Raw genomic sequence first — 23,842 nt, 5'->3', positions numbered from 1 at the left:
AACGCCGTTCGCATAAGATATATTATGGAACCAGAGGCCGCCGATCGGGGGCAGGGGACCCGTGCTGACGAACGGTTCACCCATTCCCGTCACGGCGTATTCATGCAATCTCCACACCGCCGATTCACGCAATCGACAGTTCCCGGGTCCGGAACGGCCACCAATGGTGCTAAACCGCTGGCGAATGTCACAATTCCTCCCCATAATACATGATACCGGGCGCCATCCGAGCGGATGCCCATCCGAATCGATCCTCTCCAAAGCGAACGCGATGCCGATTTTTGCGCGCCCCTCCGCAGCCTTGAGCCTGGCCCTGCTGGCCTTCGGATCCGTCTCGCTCGCCGCCGGCCTGCCGGCCCGTGCGCAGGCCGAGCCGGAGCGCGGCGCCCTGGCGCAGCAGCCCCAGGCCGCCGCGGCGGAGCCTTCGGCCCGACCGGTCGTCCGGGCGGCGATCCCGCGCCGGGCGCTCGCCCGCCTTCCCCGCCTCGCCGGCCTCATCGCCCAGGGCCAGGCCATCCGCATCGTGGCCTTCGGATCGTCTTCGACGGAGGGCTCGGGCGCCTCTTCGCCGGCCACCACCTATCCGGCCCAGCTCCAGCGCGACCTCGCGGCCCGGCTGGGCGTGACGGGCGCGGAGCATTCCTCCGTCACGGTTCTGAACCGCGGCAAGGGTGGCGACGATTCCGAGGCCATGGCCCGGCGGCTGGAGCACGACGTGCTCGCCGACAAGCCGGACCTCGTGATCTGGCAGACCGGCAGCAACGACCCGATGAGCGGCGTCAGCGTCGAGCGCTTCGCCGAGCTCACCCGGGCCGGCATCCTCGCCATGCGGGCCACCGGGGCCGACGTGGTCCTGATGGACCAGCAATGGTGCAAGAAGCTCTCGACCACCAACGGGGCCGAGGCCTACGGCGCCGCCCTGCACGCCATCGCCACGGAGCTCAACGTGCCGGTGATCCGCCGCAACGCGATGATGCGGGCCTGGGCGGCGCAGGGGCTGCTGTCCCCGACCCAGATGATCGGTCCCGACGGGCTGCACATGACCGATGCCGGCTACGACCGCCTGGCCCGCGCCGCCACCGCGCAGATCCTGGCCAATGCGGGCCTGCCGCAGGATACCGGCATCCAGAACTGAGGCCGGACCGGGGCGCCGGGGGCGGGGGCGGCGGCGGACCGCCCTCCTCCGCGCCGCTCACAGATCCAGCGTGACGCTCAGACCGTCATGGGCCGGCACGACGTTCGGCGGCAGCTTGGCCGCCAGGGTCGCGTAGTCGAGATCCGTGTGGAGGTTGGTCAGGATGGCCCGGCGCGGGCGCACCGTCTCGATCAGCGCCAGGGCATCCGAGACCGAGTAGTGCGTCGGATGCGGGGTCTCCCGCAGGGCGTCGACGATCAGCAGGTCGAGACCGTGCAGCCGCGCCTGCGACGCCTCCGGCATCAGGCTGACGTCGGGTGCGTAGGCCGCCGGGCCGAAGCGGAAGCCCAGGGCCGCCTCGTTGCCGTGCTCCATGCCGAAGGGCAGGGCCGTGACCGCGCCGCCCGGCCCCTCCACCACCATCGTCTGCCCATCCGCCAGGTCGTGCATGTCGAGGATCGGCGGATACTCGCTGCCGGGGGGCGTCTCGAAGCAGTAGCCGAACCGCGCCTCCAGGAGGCTGCGCGTCCGGGCATCGGCGAAGACCGGGATGCGCCGGCGCATGTGGATCACCAGGGCGCGCACGTCGTCGATGCCGTGGGTGTGGTCGGCATGGGCGTGGGTGAACAAGATGGCGTCGAGGCGCTGGACCGCCGCGTCGAGCAATTGCTCGCGCAGGTCCGGCGCGGTGTCGACGAGGAGGGTGGTGACCGCCCCCGCGTCGCCCTGCCGTTCCACCAGGAGCGAGCAGCGCCGGCGCCGGTTGCGCGCCTCCCGCGGGTCGCAGGCACCCCAGCCGTAGCCCACGCGGGGCACCCCGCCGGACGAGCCGCAGCCGAGGATCGTCAATCGCAATGCGCCCATCGGCACCTCCGCCCCCGTTGGTACCGGAGGGGGCCTGGGCCTGTCACGCCCGATCCGGCCCCCTCCCCGGCTCAGGCCGCGGCCTTGTGGAACAGGCGGTGGAAATTGGCGGTGGTCAGGGCGGCGAAGTCCGGAACGTCCATGTCGAGGGTCTGGGCGAGGGAGCGGGCGGTGTCCGCCGTGTAGGCCGGCTCGTTGGTGCGGCCGCGATGCGGCTCGGGCGCCAGGAACGGCGCGTCGGTCTCCACCAGGAGGCGGTCGGGCGGCACCGACCGGGCGATCGCCCGCAGGTCGTGCGAGCGCCGGAAGGTGACGATGCCCGAGAAGGACACGCAGAAGCCGAGCTCGACGCCGACCGCGGCGAGGCGCGCGCCCGACGAGAAGCAGTGCAGGACGGCCGTGAAGGCGCCGCGCGTCATCTCGTCGACCAGGATCGCCTCCATCTCCGCATCGGCGTCGCGGGAGTGGATCACCAGCGGCAGGCCGGTCTCGCGGGCGGCCGCGATGTGGCGGCGGAAGACCCGCTCCTGCACCGCCTCGGGGGCGGCGTTGTCGTAGTGGAAGTCGAGGCCCGCCTCGCCGATGCCGATGCAGCGGGGGTGGTGCGTGCGTGCGACGATGGCCTCGGTCGGCACGTCGGGCTCAGTCCCCGCCCCGTCCGGATGGGTGCCGATGGTGTGCCAGATCTCCGGGTTGGCCTCGGACAGGGCCTCGTAGGTCCGGGCCTTGGCGACCCGCGTGGAGATGGTCAGCATCCGGGTCACGCCGGCGGCGCGGGCCCGGGCGATGACGTTGGGCAGATCCTCCGAAAAATTCGGAAAATCGAGGTGGCAGTGGCTGTCGACCAGCATGAGGGGAAGCTCGGAAAACGGTGGGGTGGGCAAGACGCCGACGTTCACGCCGCCGCTCACGCGGACGGCACCTCCGGCTCGACGAAGCGCGGGAACAGGCCGGCGGGGGCGGGGAGCGGCGTCCCGGGCACGAGGCGGCCCCCCTCCCCCACATCGGCCAGTCGGCGCCGGTCCGCCGGAACGGCCAGGAGGTCGAGAAGCTTGGCGCCGGAGCCCGGCATGAAGGGCTGCACCAGGATGCCGATGGCCCGCAGGGTCTCGGCCACGACGTAGAGCGAGGCCGCCATCCGGGCCGGATCGGATTTCCGCAGCACCCAGGGCTTCTGCGCGTCGAAGTAGCGGTCGGCGGCGGTGATCACGGCCCAGATCTCGGCCAGGGCCGTGTGCAGGGCGAGCCGGTCCATCGCCGTCCGCACGGTGGCGGGCAGCGCGTCGGCCAGGGCCAGCAGCGCCCGGTCCTCTTCGGTGAGGACGCCGTGCTCGGGAACCGTCCCGGACAGGTTCTTGGCGATCATCGAGAGCGAGCGCTGGGCGAGGTTGCCCAGGCCGTTCGAGAGGTCCGCCGTGTAGCGGGTGATGATCGCCTCGTGGCTGTAGTTGCCGTCGCCGCCGAAGGGCACCTCCCGCAGCACGAAGTGGCGCACCGCGTCGACCCCGTAGGTCGCGATCAGGTCCATCGGGTCGACGACGTTGCCGAGCGACTTGGACATCTTCTCGCCCTTGGAGAGCAGGAAGCCGTGGCCGAAGACGCGCTTGGGCAGGGCCAGGCCGGCCGACATCAGGAAGGCCGGCCAGTACACCGCGTGGAAGCGGACGATGTCCTTGCCGATGACGTGCAGGTCCATCGGCCAGAATTTTCTGCGCGCGTCGGTCTCGTCGGGAAAGCCCGTGACGCTGAGGTAGTTCGTCAGCGCGTCGACCCAGACATACATGACGTGGTCGGGATGGCCCGGCACCGGCACGCCCCAGTCGAAATTGGTGCGGCTGACGGAAAAATCCTTGAGTCCGGAGCGCACGAAGCTCGCCACCTCGTTGCGCCGGGTCTCGGGGCCGATGAAGTCGGGCTGGGCCTCGTAGAGCGCCAGCAGCCGATCCTGATAGGCGGACAGACGGAAAAGAAAGTTCTCCTCCTCCATCCAGGTCACCGGCGTGCCCGTGGCCTTGGAGACCGGCGTGCCGTCGGGGCCGGGCTCGAGCTCGTCCTCGGCGTAGTAGGCCTCGTCGCGCACCGAGTACCAGCCGGCATATTTCGACAGGTAGAGGTCGCCGTTGGCCTCCATCCGGCGCCAGAGTTCCTGGGCGGCGGCGTAGTGCGCGGGCTCGGTGGTGCGGATGAAGCGGTCGTGGCTGCAATCGAGCGCCTGCGCCATGGCGCGGAAGCGCGCGGACATGTCGTCGACGAGTTCGCGCGGGGTGACCCCGGCCTTGGCGGCCGTCTGCTGGATCTTGACGCCGTGCTCGTCGGTGCCGGTGGAGAACAGCACGTCGTAGCCGTCGAGGCGCTTGAAGCGGGCGATCGCGTCCGTGGCGATCACCTCGTAGGCGTGGCCGATATGCGGCGCGCCGTTGGGATAGGAGATCGCGGTGGAGAGACCGAAGGTCTTCGCGGTTGCCGGGTCGGTGGCGGTCACGTCGAGGGCTTCCCCGGATGCAGGATTCACAGGATCAGGCCCCGGAATCGGGTCCTGGGATCACAGGACGGCGGGCGTCTACCAGGCCGCGTCAGGCGGCGTCGCGGAGCGCGCCGGCCAGGTCGCCGAACAGGGACAGGACCAGCGGCCGGCGGTCGAGATTGTAGGTCGCGGCCTCCCGCGCGGCGCGGGCGATCTTGTCACACACCTCGACCAGGGCCGCAAGGCGGGCGGGCGGCTCGTGGCGGCGCCGGTCGAGCTCGGCCGAGACGAAGCGGAACACCGTGTCGAGGCTGGCCGCGAAGAGCTCGTCGGACTCGCGTGCCGAGAGCTTCTCGGCCAGCGCCAGGATGCGGCGCCAGTCCGGATGGTCGAGGCGGGCGAGCAGGGTCTCGACCTCCGCGACGAGGCTGGCCCGGGCGGGGTCGAGCAGGGCGACGGCCTCGGCGACCGAGCCCTCCGCGAGCTGCGCGGCCCGGGCGAGCGCCTCGGGGCCAGGCTGCACGAAGGGCGGGGCGAAGCCGCCGATCACCCGCGCCACCTCGGCCTCCGCGAGGGGGCGCAGGGTCAGGGCCCGGCAGCGCGAGCGGATGGTCGGCAGGAGCCGCCCCGGCGCGTGGCTGACGATGAGGAACAGGCAGCGGGGCGGGGGCTCCTCCACCATCTTGAGGAGCGCGTTGGCGCTGTTGGCGTTGAGGTCCTCGGCGCTGTCGACGATGCAGATGCGGTAGCCCGCATTGCCCGCGGTGGAGCCGAACAGCGCGAGGGCGCCGCGGGCCGCATCCACCGAGATCCGGGTCACCAGCGTCTTGGCGTTGGCCGGACGGGTCCGGCGCAGGGCCACGAGGTTGGGGTGCGACAGGGCCGCGACCTGGCGGGCCGCCGGATGGCCCGGATCGACGGCGAGGCTCGCGGGCGCCCCCTGCGCCGCCGGGTTGGCGACGAGCCAGCGGGCGACCCGATAGGCCAGCGTCGCCTTGCCGATGCCGCGCGGGCCGCCGATGAGCCAGGCGTGGTGCAGGCGCCCCGCGGCGATCGCCGCGACGAAGGCGGCCTCGGCCTCGGCATGGCCGACGAGGTCGGCCTGCTCGCGCGGGCGCGGGACCTCGGTCAGGTCGCCGGGCTCGACATCCTCGGGGGCGCGCTCAGGCCGCATCGCCGTGCTCCGTCCCGGGGCGGCGATCCTCGCTCCGGCCATGAGCCCGCGCCGGCAGCAGCCCGGGCAGGCGCTCGGCCACCACGGCGCGGATCGCGGCCTCGACGGCATCGGCGGGCAGGGCGGCGTCGACGATCGCGCAGCGCCCGGGCTCCTCCGCCGCGATGGCGAGGAAGGCCGAGCGCAGGCGGGCATGGAAGGCGAGGGCCTCGGCCTCGAAGCGGTCGACCGCACCGTCGGCCCCCGCGTCGCGGCGCGCCCGGGCGCGGGCGAGCCCGAGTTCCGGGTCGCAGTCGAGGATCAGGGTCAGGTCGGGACGGGTCGGGCCGACGACGACGCCCTCGAGGGCGCGCAATGCGGCCGGGTCGAGGCCACCGGCCGCGCCCTGGTAGGCCCGGGTCGAGTCGGCGAAGCGGTCGCAGAGCACGATCTCGCCCCGGGCCAGCGCCGGGCGGATCAGGGTGTCCAGGTGGTCGATCCGGGCGGCGGAGAACAGCAGCGCCTCGGCGAAGGGGCCGTAGGGCTTGGCGAGCCCCGCGAGCAGCGCCTCGCGGATGCGCTCGGCCTTGGCCGAGCCGCCGGGCTCGCGCGTCGTCAGCACGGGGCGGCCGGATTCCAGCCGGAGCTGCGCGGCGAGGCGGCGGATCTGGGTCGACTTGCCGGCGCCCTCCCCGCCCTCGAAGGTGACGAAGGTCCCTCCCCGCGTCCCGGGCGCCGTCACGACTTCGCGCCGGCCTTCTCGAACGCCTTGCGGAACAGGCCGGTGCCGACCTCCCAGGCCGCGTCGAGCGCCCGCTGCGGGAGGGTGCCGGCCTCCACCGTGTCGCCGGCATAGAGGGGCTGGTCGAGGGCCTGGGTGTCGCCGCGGGTGATGCGCAGGCGGCCGACCTCGCGGCCCTGCTCCACCGGGGCGACGAGGGGTCCCTGGTAGACCACCCGGGCGGTGATCTTGTCGCCGGAGCCGCGCGGCAGCAGCACGCGCACGGCCTTCTTGGCGACGAGGGGCACGCTGCCGGCCGCGCCGCCATACACCGAGGCCTCCGCCACGGTCTCGCCGGCGCCGAAGACCTGGCGCGGCTCGAAGGCGCGGAAGCCCCACTCCATCAGCTTGCGCGATTCCGCCGCCCGGTCGCGGGCGGTCTTGAGACCGCTCACCACCATGATCAGGCGCTGCCCGTTCTGCACCGCCGAGCCGGTCAGGCCATAGCCGGATTCCTCAAGGTAGCCGGTCTTGAGCCCATCGGCGCCGATGTCGAGGGTCAGCAGCGGGTTGCGGTTCTGCTGCTTGATCTTGTTCCAGGTGAACTCGCGCTCGGCGAAGATCCTGTACAGGTCCGGGTAGGTCTCGATCAGGTGCAGGGCGAGCTTGGCGAGGTCGCGCGCGGTCACCTTCTGGTCGGGAGCCGAATAGCCGGTCGCGTTGCGGAAGGTCGAGCGCGCCAGGCCGATCTCCCGGGCCCGCGCCGTCATCATGCGCCCAAAATTCTCCTCCGAACCGGCGATGCCCTCGCCGATGGCGATGGCGGCATCGTTGCCCGACTGCACGATGAGGCCGCGCAGCAGGTCGGACAGCTTGATGCGGCTGTTGAGCTGGGCGAACATCGAGGAGCCGCCCCCCCCCGCACCGCCCCGGCGCCAGGCGTCCTCGGTGATCTGGAACTCCGAGTCCATGGTGAGCCGGCCCTGCCGGATCTCGTTGAACACGATCTCGGTGGTCATCAGCTTGGCCATGCTGGCTGGGGAGAACAGCTCGTCGGCGCCCTTCTCGAACAGCACCGAGCCGGAATCGGCATCGATCAGGATCGCGTGGGGCGCCGCTGTCTGGAAGCTCTGGGCCAGGGCCGACCCCGCGGCGAACAGGCTCAGAGCCGTGGCGAGGAGGAGGCCCGACACCGCCGCGCGCGCCGATCCGTTCCGACCCGCGAGGACCACTCTCACACGCATACCCCGCCTCACGCCCACCCGCTCGTCGCCCCCACGATCAAGCGTGACGTTACAGGCATTCGCCGCCGAGATCGAACGCAAATCACGGGCGATCCCGATCGCGCGTCGATGCGTCCTGACGGCCACGGACGCACCGCCGGTCAGCGGGCCTCCGCGAACTGGGCGCGGGTCCGGGCCGGGGCCTTGGACGCAACGGCGGCCTTGGCCGGGCCAGCCGGTTTGGCGAGGTCGGCCGATTTGCCGGAGGGCACGGCTTTGGCGACCAGCACGGGCTTAGCGACCAGCACGGGCTTGGCGACCGGCCCGGGCTTGCCGGCAGGGGGCGTCTGGGTGCCGACAGGCGCCTTGGCGGCGGCCATGCGGGAGGCGGGCTGAGCCCCCGCCCGGGCCGGGGGGCCATCGGCCGCCAGCCTGGCGAGGGAAGTCCTGGCGAGGGAAGTCTTCGAGGCGGGCGCTCCCGGGGTCGCGGCGGCGAAGCGGGCGGTGGCGGCGCGCGGGTCGGCCTTGGCCGGTGTCGCACCGGCCTGGGCGAACTTCGACACGCCCTTGCCGGTCGGCGGTTCCTTGCCGGCCGGCGACGCCCCGGCGAGCCGCAGCGGCGGCGGGGTCAGGCTCAGGGGGGCGGGCCGGGCGGCGGCCAGGGTCTGGTGCGGTTCGGACGGGCCGTGCCGCACGGGCCGGAACCCGTCGGCCCGCACCGCCGTCGGCTGCAGCGCGGCCGGGACCGCGACGGTGGCGGCGCTCGCCACCAGGATGGGGGCCGGCTTGACCGGACGGGGGGCCGGCGCCGCCTCGGCCGTCTCGGCGGCATTCTCCCCGGCGGCCGGCCTTTCGTCGGCCTCCTTGAAGGCCAGGGCCGGGCGGCTCGCCCGGGCGAGGCGCTCGGAGGAGACCTGCGGCGCGTCCGGGCCGAGATCGGCCAGCATGACGGGCGCCGCGCCGCGGATGGCGGCGGGCTGGCCGTCGGTGCGCAGGGTGGCGAGGAGCTTGCGGTCGTCGCTGCCGGCGGTGGAGGCCTTGCCGGCATACTCGACGCGCACCCGCGCGGTGCCGCTGCGGCGGAATTCCAGGGCCTCGGCCACCTCCTCGGAGACGTCCATCAGGCGGTTGGCATGGTAGGGGCCGCGATCGTTCACCCGCACGATCATCGAGTGGCCGTTGGCGAGGTTGGTGACGCGGGCGTAGCTCGGCAGCGGCAGGGTGGGGTGCGCGGCGGCGATGGAGTGGCGGTCGAACACCTCGCCGTTGGCGGTCATGCGCCCGTGGAAGGCCGAGCCGTACCAGGAGGCGAGGCCCTCGCGGACGTAGCCCTTGGCATCCTCGCGCGGGACGTAGGTGCGCCCCGCCACCACGTAGGGCTTGCCCGAGAAGCGGCGTCCGCCGCCCTTCGGGATCACGTCGCCCTCGTTGTAGAGGCGCGGACTGGCCTTCACGCCGTATTTCGGATCGAGGCTGGAGCCGCCGCCTGCGGTCCCGGCGAGCTTCTGCGGGGATTGCGCGCAGTTGGCGGTGGTGAGCGCCACGGCCGAGACCGCCAGCAGCCGCCAGAGCGGCAGCGGGGCCACCCCCGGGTGTCCCGGCTTCGTCTTACGCGCCATCGCGATGATCCGCCTCAGCCCCCGCCCCGATCCGCACGATACGCTTGAGAGGGACCACCGGCGGGCGAGAGCAGGACCGGATGGGCCCCCGGGAGCGGCGCGCCCCTCCCGAGACGGGCGAGAATGTCCGGGTGACGTAAAGGAAGGCTGAACGGGATCGGCTTTCGGCAGACGGGCGGTGCTGCGACGGACATGACGGCCAAGCCTCGTGCATCGCGAGAGCGTTATCCGACAAGCCTCTGAACGGTCGAAGATAAAGACCTTTCTCCGCGATCGTGCCCGGGGCTCGTCCGGCGCGGCGGAAGGCTGAACCGAAACATCGAGAAGCCCCGGCAAGTCATTGCCGGAGCGCGCGGTTTCGTCTCAGCGGCCGTCCGGCTCGTTGAGCTGGTCGATCGAGCGGGCGCCGCGCTGCTTGAACAGGAGGTCGAGGGCCTCGAGCATCAGGCCGTGCATCTTGGCGCGTTCCGCGTGGGCGATGTCGCGCAGCTGGTCGTAGACCGGCGGCTCCAGGTAGACCGACATCTGCCGGGCGCGCTGCTTCAGGGTGGCGCTGGGGCGCCGGAGCGTGGAGACGCCGGTGTCGAGCTGGACGATTTCGGCGGACTGGTGGAGTTTGCCCGACGGGGTCGAGGCGGCAACGATGGAGGCGAGGCTGAGCTTAGGCGGCTTTGGCATGCTTGCTCACCTGCATGCGCTTCTCGATCCAGCTCCAGAGCTTGCGCACCTCGAAGGCGGCCTGCCCCTTCGGATTGAACTCGGTGACGCCCTGTCCGACGCCGATGGCGTCCTGGTGGTCCGTGCGGGCGACGATGTTCACGTCCGGCAGGATGCCGAGCACGGCGAGGCCGTCGGCGGCGTCGCGGATCCGGTAGGAGCGCGGGGGGGTCTGGTTCAGCACGAACGCGAACTTCTTCTCGAGGCGGTAGATCGCCGCCAGGGTCGGCTTGAAGGCGCGCAGGTCCGCCGGCGTCGGGCGGCACGGGATGACGCAGAGGTCGGCGGCGCGGATCGCCGAGAGGGTGCCGGCGGAATCGACGCCGGGGGTGTCGATGAAGACGTAGTCGTAGGCCGAGTCGCGCAGCTGGGCCATCACGCCCTCGATCTGCGTCGCGTCGATCTGCGCCACTTCCGGGCCCTCGGCGGTGCGATGGTCGAGCCAGTCGCTGACCGTGGCCTGGCGATCCATCTCGAGGATGCAGACCGAGAGGCCGCGCTCCTGGGCGGCGACCGCCAGAGAGATGCAGAGCGTGCTCTTGCCGCTCCCCCCCTTCTGGGTGACGAACGTGATGGCTTTCATCCTGGCATCCCTTCGCGAGCGTCGACGAGTTCGGGTGACGGTTGTGGCGGACGGATCCGGCAGTCCGGATCGCCGGCGGGCGGGGCGGTGGCTCCCGTCCTGTGACCCAAGGATGCTGCGATCCCGGATGTCGCCGATCATGGTTAACCAACGGTTAAGCCGGGATCCGCCCGCGAAAGGCCGACAGGCAATCTGAAGTTGCCTTTGTCGGGATCGGATCGTCGGACGCTCTTCACGCCCCCTTGGTTTCGCTCTACGATATCGGCGCGTCGGATGCCGCGCGTTGCCGAAACGGCAACCTCAGGTCGTTTCGACAGGTTCGATCCGGCCGGTGAGGAGGCCCATGACGCGATCCCCGCCGCCGGATTCGGAGGCCGACATCCCCGGCGGCCTGCAGGCGGCCCTCGCCGCCTCGGGCGTCGTCGGGGGCTGGGTGCACGACATCTGGGCGGACCGCCTCGTCGTCTCGGCCCCCGTCGCCCGGGCGCTCGGGTGGTCGCCGGAGGAAGGCGCGCGGGGCGTGCCCCTGGCGTCCCTCCTCTCGCGCACCCACGAGGAGGACCGCGCGCGGGTCGACAACGCGCTCCACGCGGCGATCGCCCGCGGCGGCGCCTTCGCGCTGTCCTTCCGCACCCGGGCGCCGCGCCGGCTCGACCTGCGCGGGCGCATCGAGCCCGACGCCGCCGGCCGGCCGGTGCGGGCGCGCGGCATCGTCCTCGAACCCGCCGAGGACCGCGTGGTCGGCGTCCGGGACCAGCACGCGGTGAATCGGATGGCCGAGCACGCCATCGCCCTGCGGGGCCTCGCCGACGATCTCGCCCGGCCCGGCCTGTCGCGCCTCCTCGACCGCCTGATGGTCGAGATCGGCCACGAGCTCGCCCGCCACCTCCGGGACGCCCAGGACGGCCGGCGGCATTGAACGGCCTCGCCAGGAGAGCAGAGGGAAGAGGCGGGATCAGCGGGGCAGGGCCGTGGCCTCCCGCGCCGGGCGGATCCGGTGGCTCGCGAGGGCACGCAGGGCCGCCCCTGCCCCGGGTCGCGCCAGGGCTTCGCCGTAGGCCGCGATCAGGCCGGCGCAGTCGCGGGCGATCCGGGCCGGCGGCGTGGGCAGGGGGGCCTCCGCGCGGATCCCCGGCCCGACCGCGCGGGCGAGGACGCGCGCCGCCGCGTCGTCGGCCAGGATCTCCTGCGCCGCCAGGAGGTCGCCCTCCCCGCCGATGACGAGGCAGGCGCCCGGGTCGGCGCGCCGCATCGCCCGCAGGAGGACGCGGCCCGCTTCGACCCAGGTCGCGTCGTCGGCGCCGCGCAGGATGCGGGCGAGCGTGCGCCCGGCCCGCGCCCGCAGGCGGTCGAGGGCCGCGCCCTCCGGCATTCCGGCCCGATAGCCGTCGAGATAGGCGGCCGCGAGGGCGTCGAGGATCTCGCCCCGCTCCGCGAGGGCGTCGAGGAGCGGCAGCGCGCGCAGGATCGCCGCCCGGGCGCCGGCCGGGCTCGGATCGTCGTCGAGGGTGGAATCCGGGAAGCGGTCGGTGTCGACCAGTTCGGTGGCGACCCGCGCCCGGACCAGGCGGGCGGGGTCGGGGATCCACAGGCTGTCGGAGGCGACAGCGAGGGCCTCGTCCGCGAAGGCCGGGTCGACCCCGGCGGCCAGGTAGGCCTCCCGCTCGGCCGAGGCGTCGGCCTGCACCACCTGCCCGAACAGGCCGGGATCGTAGGGCGCGTGGAAGCCGAGGCGGCCGTTCGTCACGAGGTAGCGCCCGGCGCCCCGCACGAAGGCGAGGGTGCAGGCCGAGACGCAATAGTCCGGGACGTAGGTGGCGAGGCCCCGGGCGGCGATGAGATCGCCGATCGCCGCCGCCTCCTCGACGAGGCCGCCCTCGCTGGTGAGATGGATGCGCGTCACCGCCGGATGGGCGGCGAGCAGGGCGGCGAGGCGCGCGGCCGTCCCCGCCCCGATCTCCCCGGCGAACCGGATGTCGCGCCCGTGCGGCCCGAGGGCGATGCGCGCCGGGGGACCGGGCACCCGGGTGCGGAGATGCTCCTCCAGGCGCAGGGACAGGGCGGTGTAGGCCGAATTCAGGAGGGGGCGCGCCCCGGCGGCCGCCAGGACGGCGCAGGCGGCCAGCATCGCCCAGCGCATCCGCGCGACGAGCCCCCGCCCCCCGAACCTGTCCGCCCGAACCCCGTGCGCCGCCATCCGCAAGCCCTCCCGATCCCGGCCCGCGACAGTCGTCGTCCCGGCAGGATCGGCCGATTATTGGCCCTGCGAAGTCTCACGCAAACACCCTGCCAGTCCTGCGACAGTCACGGGTCGCACCAGGATTGGAGAAAAGGGATTTTTGTTGATGTGTCCCGCCCGCAACGGGGGAGGATCACCTGTCGGCCGGACCAGGGACCGGACGATCCTTCCGGCGGACGGTCGACGATGTCGCAGGCGGCCTCAGGCCGGCTCGGTGGACTCGGGAGATTCGGTGGACTTGGGAGATTCGGGCGGGCGCAGGAGGTAAGTGTCCATGATCCAGCCGTGACGGGCCCGGGCGGCCTCGCGGAGGGCGCCGATCTCGGCGGCGACGTCGCCGAGGCGGCCCGAGACCAGGATCTCGTCGGCGGTGCCGACGAAGGCGCCCCAGTAGATCGTCAGCTCCGGGTCGAGATGGTCGAAGCGGGGCCGGCCGTCGAGCATCACCACGGTGGCCTCCGCGCCCTCGGGCAGGCCGCCGGCGATCTGCCGCCCGGTGGTGATGGTGATCGGTCCGCCGATGCGGTTGAGGGGAATGCGGTGGCCGGCCGCGAGCGCCTGGACGCTGGTGATGCCCGGGATCACCCGGACCGCGAGGTCGAGGCTTCCGCGGGCCAGGATGCGGTCGATGATCCGCAGGGTGCTGTCGTAGAGGGAGGGATCGCCCCAGACCAGGATGGCCCCGCAGCCCTCCGGGCCGAGTTCGCGCGCGATCATCGCCTCGTAGAGGGCCGCCCGCGCGGCGTGCCAGGCCTCGACGGTGGCCCCGTAATCCGAGGGGTCGCGGTCGCGCTCGGGGTCCTGCGCCTCCACGAACCGGAAGGGCTTCTCGGTGAGGTAGCGGGCGCAGATCTCCCGGCGCAGGTCCACGAGCTCGGCCTTCGCGCGGCCCTTGTCGAGGGCGAAGACCACGTCGACCGTGTTGAGGGCGCGGATCGCCTGGATCGTCATGTGCTCGGGATTGCCGGTGCCGATCCCGATCACCAGGAGAGTTCTCATCGCGCGCCGTCCTCCGCTCCCGCCCGAGGCGGGTCCCGGGCCGCCCGCTTAGAGCATGCGGCGGGCGAGGGGAACCGTCACGCGGAGAAACCCCGTGCGTTCCCAGACCCTTATACCAGGGCTCACGGATCCCGACCCATGGCCGGGATCCGTCGAGGTTCGGCGGACGGCCGCCGCCGCGCGGTCGCGTGGGCGGACCTCGATCGAGTCAGGCTCATCGCGCTCCGGTATGAGTGCGCGCGGGCGTGTCCGTCGGCACGCCGTGCGCGACACCTGGCCTGTCGCAGCCCCGCCCCGTATGCTAAGCACGGCGCCGACATGACTCGCGTCCGGCACATGGCACTCTGGCTCGCTGCGGTGATCGCCCTGATCACCGTCGGCCTCGTGCCGTCCGGCGCCGAGGCCCATGGCGGCCATTCCCATGCCGCGGGCGTCGCCGCGGCCGCCCTCCCCCCGGCCGCTTCGGCCGAGCTCCGGACCGGCGACGAGACCCGGATGCACGAGACCCGGATACTCGAGACCCGGATACTCGAGACCCAGAGCGTCATCCGGACGGTCGTCGTGCTGTCGGCCTCACCGACCAGGACGCTGAGCACCGGCACCTGCGACGGCACCTGCTGCAATGCCGGCTGCCGGAGCCCGGGCGCCTGCTGCACCGGAGCCGGGCTCGCCCCGGACAGCGACGATGCGACCGGCCCGCGCGGACCCGGCGACCGCGCCCTGGCGCGCGCCCTCCCCGCCCGGACGGACGTCGTCCCGGAAGCCCTTCCCGAACCGCCCAGATCCTACGCCTGACGCTGCCCCGCGTCCGCCGGGCCTTCGCGACTCCCCACGGAGGCGCGAGGCCGGGACGCCGTTCCGTGTTCCCCGGCGAAAGAATCCTGGTCCATGTCCCGCTCCCTCGCGGCCGCCCTGCGCGCGCCGGCCCTCCTCGTCGCCCTCGCGCTCCTCGCCCTGCCGGCCCTGCCCATCCTGTCCGGGCCGGCCCAGGCCCATGAGGGCCACGATCATGGCGCGGAAGCGCCCCCCGCCCCGGCCGCCACCGCCCCGCGGGCGGAGGCCGTCTCCGAGCGTTTCGAGCTCGTCGCCGTGGTGCAGGGCACCGACCTCGTGCTCTACCTCGACGCCTTCGCCACCAACGCCCCCGTCCCGGAGGCGGGCGTCGCCGTGATGACGCCGGAGGGCCGGCGCAAGGCCGCCGAGACGGCGCCCGGCACCTACCGCCTCGCGGCCCCCTGGCTCGCGACCGGGGACGACCACGACCTCGTCGTCGGCGTCTCGGCCGAGGGCCGCACCGACCTCCTCAACCTCGACCTCCACCTGCCCGCCGAGACCGCGCCCGCCCCGGTCTCGGCCCCCGGCGCCGCGGCCTCGGCCACGGCCCTGGCCGACCGCCTCGCCCGGCAGAACCCGGTCGCCCTCGCGACGGGGGGCTTCCTGATGGGGCTCGGAGTGTTCGCCCTGGCGCGCCGGCGGCGCGCCGGCTCCGTCCTGGTCGGTCTCCTCGCGGTCGGGGCGACGCTGGCGCTCGCCCTCCTCCTCGGCGGCGCGGCGCAGGCCCATGAGGGCCACGGCCCGGACGAGAAGGAGCCCCCCCTCACCCCGGCGGCGCTGACCGGCGGCACCCTGATGGAACGGGCGCGGCGCCTGCCCGACGGCTCGGTCTTCGTGCCGAAGTCGCTCCAGCGCCTGCTGGCCCTGCGCACCGGCCTGACGGCGGAGGCGTCCGTCACCCGCAGCGCCGAACTGCCGGGCCGGATCATCCCGGACCCGAATGCCAGCGGCGTGGTGCAATCCTCCGTCGGCGGCCGGCTGGCGCCGCCGGAACGGGGCTTTCCCCGCCTCGGCACGCGGGTGGCGCGCGGCGACGTGCTCGCCAGCGTGACCCCGCCGGTCCAGGCGGTGGACGTCTCCGACATGCGCCAGCGCCAGGGCGAGCTCGACCAGCAGATCGCCATCCTGGAGCGCCGGGTCGGGCGCTTCGAGAAGCTCTCCACCACCGGCGCGGTGGCGCAGACCCAGCTCGACGACGCCCGCTCGGAACTCGGCGGCCTGCGGGACCGCCGCGCCGCCCTCGACGCCATCCGGCGCGAGCCGGAGGCCCTCGTCGCGCCGGTCGACGGCGTGATCGCCGAGGCGAACGCGGTGGCGGGCGCCATGGCGGCGCCCGGCACGGTGGTCTACCGCATCGTCGACCCGGGCAAGCTCTGGGTCGAGGCCCTCAGCTTCGAGGCGCTGGCCGAGGGCAGCCGGGCCACCGCGCGGACGGGCGACGGCGGCACCCTGCAGCTCGCCTATCGGGGCACGGGGCTCGCCGACCGCAATCAGGCGGTGCCGGTCCAGTTCGCCGTCGAGGGCGACGGGCGGGGCCTGCGCCTGGGCCAGTTCGTCACCGTGCTGGCTCCCATCGGCCAGGCCCGCCCCGGCCTGCCGGTGGCGCGCTCCGGCGTGGTGCGGGCGGAGGGCGGCAGCCTCGTCTACGAGCATGTCAGCGCCGAGCGCTTCATGGGCCGTCCGGTGCGGGTGGCACCGCTGGATGCCGACCGGATGCTGGTGGATGACGGGATCGCGGCCGGGCGCCGCGTCGTGACCCAGGGCGCCGAACTCCTCGACCAGATCCGCTGAGAGGACGCGCCCCGATGTTCGAGACCATCGTCGCGCAGTCCCTGCGCAACCGCCTGCTCGTGCTGGCCCTCGCCGCCGCCCTGGTGCTGACCGGGCTCCTCGCCCTCACCCGCCTGCCCGTGGACGTGCTGCCGGACCTCAACCGCCCCACCGTCACGGTGATGACGGAGGCCGAGGGGCTCGCCCCCCCGGAGGTCGAGCAGCGCGTGACCTACCCGATCGAGACCCGGATGAACGGCCTGCCCGGCGTCACCCGGGTGCGCTCGGTCTCCGGCATCGGCCTGTCCATCGTCACCGTCGAGTTCGCCTGGGACGCCGACCTGTACCGGGCGCGCCAGTTCGTGGCCGAGCGCCTGGCGCTGGCCCGCTCGGAACTCCCCGCCAACGTGATGCCCCAGATGGGGCCGGTCTCCTCCATCATGGGCGGCATCCTGCTGGTGGCGGTGACCTCCGAGACCGCGACGCCGATGAGCTTGCGCGAGACCGCCGACTTCACCATCCGGCCGCGCCTTCTCGCGATCCCGGGGGTGGCGCAGGTCATTCCCATCGGCGGCGAGGTGCGCCAGTTCCGGGTGGCGCCGAACCCCGCCGCCATGCGGGCGCTGGGCGTCAGCCATGCCGCCCTGACCCAGGCGCTCGAAGGCTTCGGCACCAATGCGGGCGGCGGCTTCACCGATGCGGGCGCCCGCGAGGTGCTGATCCGCGCCATCGGCCGGACCATCGACCTCGACGACCTGCGCAACCTCGTGGTGACCACTCCGGCCGGGCCGGTCTACCTGCGCCAGGTCGCGGAGGTGGATTTCGCCCCCCGCCCCCGGCGCGGCGACGGCGGCTACATGGGCAAGTCCGCCGTGATCGTCTCGGTGGAGAAGCAGCCGGGCATCGACACCGTGCGGCTGACGAAGACCGTGGAGGACGCGCTGGCCCAGCTCGGCCCCAGCCTGCCCCCCGGCATCGCGGCGGACAAGATCCTGTTCCGGCAGGCGGATTTCATCGAGACCTCCCTGCGCAACGTGGTGACGGTGCTGCTGGAGGCGGTCGCCGTGGTGGCGGTGGTGCTGTTCGCCTTCCTGATGAACGCCCGCACCACCCTGATCTCGCTCACCGCGATCCCGGTCTCGATCCTCGCCACGGCGGCGATCTTCTCCGCCCTGGGGCTGTCGATCAACACGATGACCCTCGGCGGGCTCGCCATCGCCATCGGCGAGCTCGTCGACGACGCCGTGGTGGATGTCGAGAACATCCTGCGGCGCCTGCGCGAGAACCGGCAGGAGGGGTCGCCGCGCTCGTCCTTCGCGGTGATCGTGGCGGCCTCCAACGAGGTCCGCTCCGGCATCGTCTACGCCACCGTGATCATCTGCCTCGTCTTCGTGCCGCTCTTCGCCCTCTCGGGCATCGAGGGCCGGCTCTTCGCGCCGCTCGGGCAGGCCTACATCGTCGCGATCCTGTCGAGCCTGGCCGTCTCCCTCACCCTGACACCCGCCCTCGCCTCCTGGCTGCTCCCCGGGCTCAAGGGCCTGGAGGCGCCGGAGGGCCGGCTGATCCGCTGGCTCAAGGCCGGCAACGGCCGCCTGGTCGCGTTCGCCTTCGATCACCAGCGCCGCGTCATGGCCGGCGCCGTGATCGGCGTCGGCGCGGCGGCCTTCGCCGCCACCACGCTGCCGCGGGCCTTCCTGCCGGCGTTCAACGAGGGCTCCTTCACCGTCAATCTCGCCTTCACGCCGGGCATCTCGCTCGCCGAATCGAGCCGGATCGGCGCCATCGCGGAGGGGCTGGTGCTGGACATCCCGGAGGTGGACCGGGTCGGCCGCCGCACCGGCCGGGCCGAGCTCGACGAGCATGCCGAGGGCGTCCACTCCACCGATCTCGAGATCGGCATGAAAGCGAACGGGCGCCCGCGCGAGGCCGTGGTGGCGGACCTGCGGGCGCGCCTCGGGGTGCTGCCGGTCTCGGTCAATATCGGCCAGCCGATCTCGCACCGCCTCGACCACATGCTCTCGGGGGTCAGGGCCGAGATCGCCCTCAAGCTGTTCGGCGAGGATCTCGACGGCCTGCGCCGCACGGCCGAAGCCCTCAAGGCGGAGTTCGAGACGATCCCCGGCATCACGGATCTCGCCATCGAGAAGCAGGTCCGCATCCCGCAGCTCGAGGTCCGGGTCGATTCCGGCCGGGCCGCCCTCTACGGCGTCGCTCCCGGCGCCGTGGTCGATGCGGTGAGCCGGCTGGCCAACGGCCGGGTGGTCTCCACCCTGGTCGACGGCCTGCGCCGCTACGACGTCACCCTGCGCCTGCCCGAACCCGGCCGCTCGGTGGCGGCCCTGCGCGAACTCCTGATCGAGACGCCCAACGGCTGGGTCCCGGCCCATGCGCTCGCCGACATCGCCGAGCGCGACGGCCCCAACCAGATTCTTCGCGAGAACGGCCGGCGCAGGCTGGTGGTGCAGGCCAACACCCAGGCGGGGGCGGACGGCTCGGCCGTGGCCACCGCCATCGCCGAGACCCTGGCGCGGACCCCCCTGCCCCAGGGCATCACCGCGAACCTGGAGGGCGCGTTCCAGGCGCAGGGGGAGGCGACCCGCACCATCGGGCTCCTCAGCCTCGTCTCGCTCGCCCTGGTCTTCGCCCTGCTGGCGAGCCGCTACCGCTCCGGCGTGCTGGCCCTCATCGTCATGGGCAACGTGCCGCTGGCGCTGATCGGCAGCGTCACCGCCCTGTACGTCACCGGGCTGCCCCTCTCGGTGGCCTCGATGATCGGCTTCGTGACGCTCACCGGCATCGTCGCCCGCAACGGCATCCTGAAGATCAGCCACATCCTCAATCTCGGGCTGACCGAGGGCCTGCCCTTCGGACCGGCCCTGGTGCTGCGGGCCAGCAACGAGCGGCTGGTGCCGGTGCTGATGACGGCGCTGGCGGCCGGCATCGCCCTGGTGCCGCTCCTCGTCGACGGCACGGCGCCCGGCAAGGAGATCCTCCACCCCGTCGCCGTGACCATCTTCGGCGGCCTGTTCAGCGCCACCCTCCTGGACGCGGTGCTCACCCCCGTCCTCGTCCTGCGCTTCGGCCGCGGCGCCTTCGCCCGGCTCCAGGCGGCGCAGGCGCCGTCGGCCGATGCCGCGGGCGCCCCCGCCCCGGCCCTCTTCTGATCCCACGGAGACGAACCCCATGACGATCCCGCGCACCCTGCTCGCCGCCCTCGCCCTCCTCGCGCTCACGAGCGCGGCCCCGGCAGCGGAAGACCATCACGCCGACGACGGCCACGACCATGGCCACGGCACCCCGGGCCACGTCCACAAGCCCGCCACCGCGAAGGCCGGGGCGCCCTCCCCCGCCACCAAAGCGTTCCAGGAAGCCGCCATGCGCATGCACGGCGACATGGAGATCCGCTATTCGGGCGACGTCGACCGCGACTTCGCCGCCGGCATGATCCCCCACCATGCCGGCGCCGTCGCCATGGCCCGGGTCGCCCTGCAATATTCGAAGGACCCGGAGGTCCGGGCACTGGCCGAGGGCATCGCGAAGACGCAGGAGGCCGAGATCGCCCAGCTCCAGGCCATCCTGAAGCGCAGGGACGCGGAGGCGAAGGCCGCCCCGCGCTGACGGGCGCCCCACGCTGCCGGGCGCCCCTGGTCGGGACCCACCGCGGTTCTATCTGGAGCCTTTCCAGACAAGCCGGCCGAGGGCGCTTCCCGCATGAGCTTTCCCATCACGCTGACCGTGAACGGCGCGCGCCGCAGCGTCGTCCTGGAGGATGCGCGCGTCACCCTCCTCGACCTTCTGCGCGAGCGCCTCGACCTCACCGGGGCCAAGAAGGGCTGCGACCGGGGCCAGTGCGGCGCCTGCACCATCCTGATCGAGGGCGTGCGGGTGAATGCCTGCCTGGCGCTGGCCGTCAGCCATGACGGGGCGTCGATCACCACGATCGAGGGTCTCGCCGAGGGCGAGGGCCTGCATCCGGTCCAGGCCGCCTTCCTCGCGCATGACGGCTTCCAGTGCGGCTTCTGCACCCCGGGCCAGATCCTGAGCGCGGTCGGGCTGATCCGGGAGGGCCAGACCGGGGGCGACCCCGAGCGGGTGCGCGAGGGCATGAGCGGGAATCTGTGCCGCTGCGGCGCCTACGCGGGCATCACGGAGGCGGTGCTCAGCGCCCACACGGCGATGACGGGACCGGACGTCCTGCCCGGCCGCCAGCTCGCGGAGGACGCGGCGTGAAGGTCTTCGACTACATCCGCGCGACCAGCGTCGCCGAGGCGGTGGCCGCCGGCGGCCGGCCCGGTGCGGCCTACCTCGCCGCCGGCACCAACCTCGTCGATCTGATGAAGGGCGGCGTCAGCCGGCCCGACAGCCTCGTGGACATCACCCGCCTGCCCGGCCTCGACGGCATCGAGCGGCGCGCCGACGGCGCGACCCGGATCGGCGCCCTGGTGCGCAACGCGACCCTGGCGCACGACGCGCGCATCGCCCGGCGCTACCCGGCCCTGGCGGAAGCCCTGCTCTCGGGCGCCTCGGGACAGCTGCGCAACGTCGCCACCACCGCCGGCAACGTGCTGCAGCGGACCCGCTGCCAGTATTTCACCGACACCGAAAGCGCCTGCAACAAGCGCGACCCGGGCGCCGGCTGCGCGGCGCTGGGCGGCGTCACGCGGAGCCACGCGGTGCTGGGCTGGAGCGAGCACTGCATCGCCACCCACCCGTCCGACTTCTGCGTGCCGCTCGCGGCGCTCGACGCCACCGTCGAGATCGAGGGGCCGGGCGGCGCCCGCTCCGTGCCCCTGGAGGCGTTCCACCGCCTGCCGGGCGACGCGCCTGAGCGGGAGACCGTGCTGGAGCCCGGCGACCTCGTCGTCGCCGTCACCCTGCCGCCCGAGGCGGAGCACTTCGCGGCCCACAGCCGCTACCTCAAGGTCCGCGAGCGCACCTCCTACGCCTTCGCGGTGGTCTCGGCGGCGGTCGGATTGCGGATGGACGGGGACAGGATCGGGCAGGCCCGCATCGCGCTCGGCAGCGTCGCCCTGAAGCCCTGGCGGGCACGGGAGGCGGAGGCCCTGCTGGCCGGTGCCGCCCCCACCCCCGAGGCCTTCGCCAGGGCGGCCGAGGCGGCGCTGGCCGAGGCCAGGCCCTCGGGCGACAACGCCTACAAGATCGAGCTCGCCCGCCGCATCGTCGTCCGCGCGCTCACCCTCGCGGCCGCCGGCACCCCGGAGCGCGTGCCCGCGCTTCCTGCCAGTCCCTTCGCCGCCAGCCCCTCCCCCTCGGCCGGAGCCCCCGTCCATGCCTGAGCGTCAGCGCCACGGCGCCTCCATCGGCCAGCCGCTCACCCGGCGGGACGGCCATGCCAAGATCACGGGTGCCGCCCGCTACAGCGCGGATGTCAGGCCCGAGGGCCTGGCCCATGCCGTGATGGCGGTGAGCGCGGTCGCCCGCGGCCGGGTCACCCGTCTCGACGTCGCGGCGGCGCGAGCGCATCCCGGCGTGATCGCGGTGATGACGCCGGAGAACGCCCCGAAGCTCGCCAAGTCGCCGGACCTGAAGGACAATCCCTTCGCCTTCCGCCTCGACCTCCTGCAGAACGACGGCGTGCGCTACGCCAACCAGCCGATCGCGGTGGTCGTCGCCGAGACCCTGGAATCCGCCACCGAGGGCGCGGCCCTGCTCGCCCCCCGCTACGAATCGGAAGCCGTCAGCGTCGCCCTCGGGTCCGGCGCGGTGTTCGCACCCGAGACCATCGGGGCCGGCTCCGCCACCGACGAGGGCTCGGGCGACATCGCCGCCGGCATGGCGGCGGCCGAGGCGCGGATCGAGGCGACCTACGACACGGCGGCGCAGTACCACAACGCCCTGGAGCCCCATTCCAGCGTGGCCCAGTGGGACGGCGACCGCCTGACGCTCCACACGCCGACCCAGGCCCTCTGGATCGCCAAGGGCCGGCTCGCCGGCCTGTTCGGCATCCCCCCCGAGAACATCCACGTGGTCTGCCCCTATCTCGGCGGGGGCTTCGGCTCGAAGGGCTTCATCGCCGCGCCGCAGATCCTCGGGATCATGGCAGCGAAGCTCGTGGGGCGCCCGGTCAAGCTGGTGACCCGGCGCGAGCAGATGTTCGGCCCGGTCGGCCACCGCGCCGCCACGCGCCAGACCCTGAAGCTCGGCGCATCCCGCGACGGGACCCTCACGGCCCTCGACCACCACACCCTGACCCTGACGAGCCGGCACGACGACTTCGTCGAGCCCTCCGGCATCCTCTCGCGCCACCTCTACGCGGCGGGCGCGATCCGTACCTCCCACACGGTCTCCCGGGCCGATATCGGCACGCCCATCTTCATGCGGGCCCCCGGCGAGGCCTCGGGCAGCGTCGCGCTGGAGAGCGCCCTCGACGAGCTGGCCCTGGAACTCGACCTCGACCCCCTGGAGATCCGCCTGCGCAACTACGCCGAGGTCGAGCCGATCACCCATCGGCCCTTCTCCTCGAAGGCCCTGCGCGAATGCTACGCCCAAGGGGCGGAGCGCTTCGGCTGGGCCTCGCGCCCCCGCGCGCCGCGCCGGATGCGCGACGCCGACGGGCTGCTGGTCGGCTGGGGCCTCGGCACCGCCACCTATCCGGCCGGGATGATGCAGGGCGAGGCCCGCGCCACGATCCGGGCGGACGGCACCGCCCTGATCGAGACCGCCGCCCAGGACATGGGCCAGGGCGCCTGGACGGTGCTGGCGCAGATCGGCGCCGACGGGCTCGGGCTCCCGATCACCGGGGTCGAACTGCGCATCGGTGATTCGAACCTGCCGAACGGCGGTCTGGCGGGGGGCTCCACCGGCACCGCCACCGGCGGCACGGCGGTCCACAACGCCGCGCAGGCCGTGATCGCCGAACTCGCGGCGCTGGCGGTGAACGACCGCGCCTCGCCCCTCTACGGCGCCGGCAATGCCGGGGTGACGGCCGCCGAGGGGCGCCTCGCGCGCCGGGACGACCCCGCCCGCTCGGAATCCTTCGGCGAGATCCTGGCCCGCGCCGGCAAGGCCTCCATCGAGGCGAAGGGCCAGGGCGCGGGCGACCCCGCAGCCCGGAAAGCCTACGCGATGCACGCGCACGGGGCGGTCTACGCGGAGGTCAAGGTCGATCCGGATCTGGGCCAGATCCGGGTGACGCGCCTCGTCGGCGCCTTCGCGGCCGGACGGATCGTCAACCCGCATCTCGTGCGCAGCCAGTATTACGGCGGCATGATCTGGGGCGTCTCCCTGGCGCTGCACGAGCACGCGGTGCTCGATCCGCGCTCGGGGCGGGTGATGAACGCCAATCTCGCCGAGTACCACATCCCGGTGAACGCCGACGTGCCGTCGATGGAGGCGATCCTGGTGGAGGAGCACGACCCGCACGTGAACCCGCTGGGCATCAAGGGGGTGGGCGAGATCGGCATCACCGGCACCGCCGGCGCCATCGCCAACGCGGTCTGGCACGCCACCGGGTTCCGGGTGCGCGACATCCCCATCACCCTCGACCGCCTGCTGGGGTGA

General features: G+C 73.3%; 20 protein-coding genes. 9 read left to right on the top strand and 11 right to left on the bottom strand.

Features of this window, described 5'->3' with window-relative positions; all coding sequences use genetic code 11:
- The first annotated feature begins 271 nt into the window (after positions 1 to 271).
- On the top strand, positions 272 to 1,135 hold the full coding sequence (locus tag ACLBWX_RS10565) for an SGNH/GDSL hydrolase family protein (RefSeq protein WP_447677020.1): 864 nt from the start codon (positions 272 to 274) through the stop codon (positions 1,133 to 1,135).
- 57 nt (positions 1,136 to 1,192) lie between these two features.
- On the opposite strand, the gene ACLBWX_RS10560 is transcribed toward ACLBWX_RS10565, so the two are convergent.
- From ACLBWX_RS10560 to ACLBWX_RS10520, 9 genes are all read right to left on the bottom strand, one after another.
- A complete protein-coding gene (locus ACLBWX_RS10560) occupies positions 1,193 to 1,999 on the bottom strand; it encodes an MBL fold metallo-hydrolase (protein WP_447677019.1) in 807 nt (268 codons plus the stop codon).
- Positions 2,000 to 2,070: 71 nt separating this feature from the next.
- Positions 2,071 to 2,850, bottom strand: coding sequence for a TatD family hydrolase (locus ACLBWX_RS10555; protein WP_447677018.1), 780 nt, complete (start codon positions 2,848 to 2,850; stop codon positions 2,071 to 2,073).
- 56 nt (positions 2,851 to 2,906) lie between these two features.
- Complete coding sequence (gene metG / locus ACLBWX_RS10550) at positions 2,907 to 4,481, bottom strand: methionine--tRNA ligase (protein ID WP_447677017.1); 1,575 nt, start codon at positions 4,479 to 4,481, stop codon at positions 2,907 to 2,909.
- 91 nt (positions 4,482 to 4,572) lie between these two features.
- On the bottom strand, positions 4,573 to 5,637 hold the full coding sequence (locus ACLBWX_RS10545; protein WP_447677016.1) for a DNA polymerase III subunit delta': 1,065 nt from the start codon (positions 5,635 to 5,637) through the stop codon (positions 4,573 to 4,575).
- Positions 5,627 to 6,358, bottom strand: a complete 732-nt coding sequence (gene tmk, locus ACLBWX_RS10540) for a dTMP kinase (RefSeq protein WP_447677015.1) — start codon at positions 6,356 to 6,358, stop codon at positions 5,627 to 5,629. Before tmk ends, ACLBWX_RS10545 begins: the two co-directional genes overlap by 11 nt.
- On the bottom strand, positions 6,355 to 7,581 hold the full coding sequence (locus tag ACLBWX_RS10535) for a D-alanyl-D-alanine carboxypeptidase family protein (protein WP_447677014.1): 1,227 nt from the start codon (positions 7,579 to 7,581) through the stop codon (positions 6,355 to 6,357). The genes tmk and ACLBWX_RS10535 overlap by 4 nt, the downstream gene beginning before the upstream one ends.
- Positions 7,582 to 7,721: 140 nt before the next feature.
- Positions 7,722 to 9,179 carry a septal ring lytic transglycosylase RlpA family protein gene (locus ACLBWX_RS10530; RefSeq protein ID WP_447677013.1) on the bottom strand — a complete coding sequence of 486 codons (1,458 nt, stop codon included), beginning with the start codon at positions 9,177 to 9,179 and terminating at the stop codon, positions 7,722 to 7,724.
- 363 nt (positions 9,180 to 9,542) lie between these two features.
- Positions 9,543 to 9,857 carry a ribbon-helix-helix domain-containing protein gene (locus ACLBWX_RS10525; RefSeq protein ID WP_447677012.1) on the bottom strand — a complete coding sequence of 105 codons (315 nt, stop codon included), beginning with the start codon at positions 9,855 to 9,857 and terminating at the stop codon, positions 9,543 to 9,545.
- The gene (locus tag ACLBWX_RS10520; protein ID WP_447677011.1) at positions 9,841 to 10,479 is read right to left on the bottom strand and encodes an AAA family ATPase; all 639 of its coding nucleotides are present in this window, start codon (positions 10,477 to 10,479) and stop codon (positions 9,841 to 9,843) included. Before ACLBWX_RS10520 ends, ACLBWX_RS10525 begins: the two co-directional genes overlap by 17 nt.
- A 343-nt stretch (positions 10,480 to 10,822) precedes the next feature.
- Between ACLBWX_RS10520 and ACLBWX_RS10515 the strand changes: the two genes are divergently transcribed.
- Entirely contained in the window at positions 10,823 to 11,398 is a 576-nt protein-coding gene (locus ACLBWX_RS10515; RefSeq protein WP_447677010.1) for a PAS domain-containing protein, read from the top strand.
- Between the two features lie 36 nt (positions 11,399 to 11,434).
- Here the strand turns inward: ACLBWX_RS10515 and ACLBWX_RS10510 are convergent, their stop codons facing one another.
- Both ACLBWX_RS10510 and cobF read right to left on the bottom strand, forming a co-directional pair.
- Entirely contained in the window at positions 11,435 to 12,676 is a 1,242-nt protein-coding gene (locus ACLBWX_RS10510; RefSeq protein ID WP_447677009.1) for a hypothetical protein, read from the bottom strand.
- 243 nt (positions 12,677 to 12,919) lie between these two features.
- Positions 12,920 to 13,717: a precorrin-6A synthase (deacetylating) gene (cobF, locus tag ACLBWX_RS10505; protein ID WP_447677008.1), complete on the bottom strand. Its 798-nt coding sequence runs from the start codon at positions 13,715 to 13,717 to the stop codon at positions 12,920 to 12,922.
- Positions 13,718 to 14,053: 336 nt separating this feature from the next.
- Between cobF and ACLBWX_RS10500 the strand changes: the two genes are divergently transcribed.
- From ACLBWX_RS10500 to ACLBWX_RS10470, 7 genes are all read left to right on the top strand, one after another.
- Positions 14,054 to 14,512 carry a hypothetical protein gene (locus ACLBWX_RS10500; RefSeq protein ID WP_447677007.1) on the top strand — a complete coding sequence of 153 codons (459 nt, stop codon included), beginning with the start codon at positions 14,054 to 14,056 and terminating at the stop codon, positions 14,510 to 14,512.
- Positions 14,513 to 14,605: 93 nt separating this feature from the next.
- Positions 14,606 to 16,342: an efflux RND transporter periplasmic adaptor subunit gene (locus ACLBWX_RS10495; RefSeq protein ID WP_447677006.1), complete on the top strand. Its 1,737-nt coding sequence runs from the start codon at positions 14,606 to 14,608 to the stop codon at positions 16,340 to 16,342.
- Positions 16,343 to 16,356: 14 nt separating this feature from the next.
- A complete protein-coding gene (locus ACLBWX_RS10490) occupies positions 16,357 to 19,485 on the top strand; it encodes an efflux RND transporter permease subunit (RefSeq protein ID WP_447677005.1) in 3,129 nt (1,042 codons plus the stop codon).
- Positions 19,486 to 19,504: 19 nt separating this feature from the next.
- Positions 19,505 to 19,939: a CopM family metallochaperone gene (copM, locus tag ACLBWX_RS10485; RefSeq protein ID WP_447677004.1), complete on the top strand. Its 435-nt coding sequence runs from the start codon at positions 19,505 to 19,507 to the stop codon at positions 19,937 to 19,939.
- 93 nt (positions 19,940 to 20,032) lie between these two features.
- On the top strand, positions 20,033 to 20,551 hold the full coding sequence (locus tag ACLBWX_RS10480; protein WP_447677003.1) for a (2Fe-2S)-binding protein: 519 nt from the start codon (positions 20,033 to 20,035) through the stop codon (positions 20,549 to 20,551).
- Positions 20,548 to 21,618, top strand: coding sequence for an FAD binding domain-containing protein (locus tag ACLBWX_RS10475; RefSeq protein ID WP_447677002.1), 1,071 nt, complete (start codon positions 20,548 to 20,550; stop codon positions 21,616 to 21,618). The genes ACLBWX_RS10480 and ACLBWX_RS10475 overlap by 4 nt, the downstream gene beginning before the upstream one ends.
- Positions 21,611 to 23,842, top strand: coding sequence for a xanthine dehydrogenase family protein molybdopterin-binding subunit (locus ACLBWX_RS10470; protein ID WP_447677001.1), 2,232 nt, complete (start codon positions 21,611 to 21,613; stop codon positions 23,840 to 23,842). The genes ACLBWX_RS10475 and ACLBWX_RS10470 overlap by 8 nt, the downstream gene beginning before the upstream one ends.

The sequence above is a fragment of the Methylobacterium sp. M6A4_1b genome (genome assembly GCF_053345175.1).
This window is presented reverse-complemented; position numbering and strand designations above follow the sequence as displayed.

Coding starts and splice junctions, on each gene's coding strand:
- ACLBWX_RS10535 (WP_447677014.1), bottom strand. CDS start 7,581: ATGCGTGTGAGAGTGGTCCTCGCGGGTCGGAACGGATCGGCGCGCGCG.
- ACLBWX_RS10555 (WP_447677018.1), bottom strand. CDS start 2,850: ATGCTGGTCGACAGCCACTGCCACCTCGATTTTCCGAATTTTTCGGAG.
- ACLBWX_RS10525 (WP_447677012.1), bottom strand. CDS start 9,857: ATGCCAAAGCCGCCTAAGCTCAGCCTCGCCTCCATCGTTGCCGCCTCG.
- ACLBWX_RS10530 (WP_447677013.1), bottom strand. CDS start 9,179: ATGGCGCGTAAGACGAAGCCGGGACACCCGGGGGTGGCCCCGCTGCCG.
- ACLBWX_RS10470 (WP_447677001.1), top strand. CDS start 21,611: ATGCCTGAGCGTCAGCGCCACGGCGCCTCCATCGGCCAGCCGCTCACC.
- ACLBWX_RS10515 (WP_447677010.1), top strand. CDS start 10,823: ATGACGCGATCCCCGCCGCCGGATTCGGAGGCCGACATCCCCGGCGGC.
- ACLBWX_RS10545 (WP_447677016.1), bottom strand. CDS start 5,637: ATGCGGCCTGAGCGCGCCCCCGAGGATGTCGAGCCCGGCGACCTGACC.
- ACLBWX_RS10490 (WP_447677005.1), top strand. CDS start 16,357: ATGTTCGAGACCATCGTCGCGCAGTCCCTGCGCAACCGCCTGCTCGTG.
- ACLBWX_RS10495 (WP_447677006.1), top strand. CDS start 14,606: ATGTCCCGCTCCCTCGCGGCCGCCCTGCGCGCGCCGGCCCTCCTCGTC.
- ACLBWX_RS10500 (WP_447677007.1), top strand. CDS start 14,054: ATGGCACTCTGGCTCGCTGCGGTGATCGCCCTGATCACCGTCGGCCTC.
- ACLBWX_RS10565 (WP_447677020.1), top strand. CDS start 272: ATGCCGATTTTTGCGCGCCCCTCCGCAGCCTTGAGCCTGGCCCTGCTG.
- cobF (WP_447677008.1), bottom strand. CDS start 13,717: ATGAGAACTCTCCTGGTGATCGGGATCGGCACCGGCAATCCCGAGCAC.
- ACLBWX_RS10510 (WP_447677009.1), bottom strand. CDS start 12,676: ATGGCGGCGCACGGGGTTCGGGCGGACAGGTTCGGGGGGCGGGGGCTC.
- copM (WP_447677004.1), top strand. CDS start 19,505: ATGACGATCCCGCGCACCCTGCTCGCCGCCCTCGCCCTCCTCGCGCTC.
- ACLBWX_RS10520 (WP_447677011.1), bottom strand. CDS start 10,479: ATGAAAGCCATCACGTTCGTCACCCAGAAGGGGGGGAGCGGCAAGAGC.
- ACLBWX_RS10560 (WP_447677019.1), bottom strand. CDS start 1,999: ATGGGCGCATTGCGATTGACGATCCTCGGCTGCGGCTCGTCCGGCGGG.
- ACLBWX_RS10480 (WP_447677003.1), top strand. CDS start 20,033: ATGAGCTTTCCCATCACGCTGACCGTGAACGGCGCGCGCCGCAGCGTC.